1 protein-coding gene is annotated in these 894 nt (G+C 46.3%); it reads left to right on the top strand.

The window, feature by feature from the left end:
• Positions 1 to 894, top strand: an 894-nt coding sequence (locus tag WA1_RS51980) for a glycosyltransferase (protein ID WP_066613685.1), incomplete at both ends; no start/stop codon positions are given.

The raw sequence follows: 894 nt of genomic DNA, 5'->3' as shown, positions 1-894 counted from the left end.
TTATTTTGAATGGTTTTACCACGCTCATGGCACCGATGCCGATTTTGACCCCAATGAACCCCTGAATGCTGACGATGAAGCACGCATTCGGCTGAAAAATGCGCCGATCTTAATGGATTTATACAGTTGCGATCGCGGTCTTTCTCCTACCAATTGGCAAAAGCAACAATTTCCCAAAGAATATCACAGTAAAGTTACTGTATGTCATGATGGGATTGATACAAATTTCTTTTGCCCCAAGCCAGGAGCAAAATTAGTATTACCGCGCATCAATTTAGACCTGTCCCACGCAGAAGAACTGGTGACTTATGTCGCCAGGGGTATGGAACCGTATCGTGGTTTTCCGCAGTTTATGGAGGCGGTGGCTTTACTTCAGGAGCGGCGACCCCAGTGTCACGTGGTCATTGTGGGAGAAAACCGGGTCGCCTACGGGAAATCATTGCCAGAAGGCAAAACATACAAACAGGCGATGTTGGAAAAATATGACCTCGACCTCAACAGAGTTCATTTTACAGGTTGGTTGCCTTATTCAGAATACTTGCAAGTTCTGCAAGCATCCTCTGTACACGTTTATCTCACTCGTCCCTTTGTCTTGTCTTGGTCAATGCTAGAAGTCTTATCAGCAGGTTGCTTGCTAGTAGCTTCCAACACTGCACCCGTCACCGAGGTCATCCGAGATGGTGTCAATGGTTTGTTAGTTGACTTTTTTTCAGCTCGTGAAATCTGCGCTCGCATCGAAGAAGCACTCCAGCATCCAGAAAAAATGGCAGCTATTCGCGAACGAGCACGGCAAACAATTCTAGAGCACTATGACTTGTCGCAATTGTTACCGCAGCACCTGCAATGGATACAGCAGCAAGAAGAGAGCAACAAAGTACTGACTTGGGCTGATAA

The organism is Scytonema hofmannii PCC 7110, assembly GCF_000346485.2.
Classification (GTDB): domain Bacteria; phylum Cyanobacteriota; class Cyanobacteriia; order Cyanobacteriales; family Nostocaceae; genus Scytonema; species Scytonema hofmannii.
The sequence above is the reverse complement of the archived record's forward strand: the minus strand, read 5'-3'. Positions and strand labels throughout refer to the sequence as shown.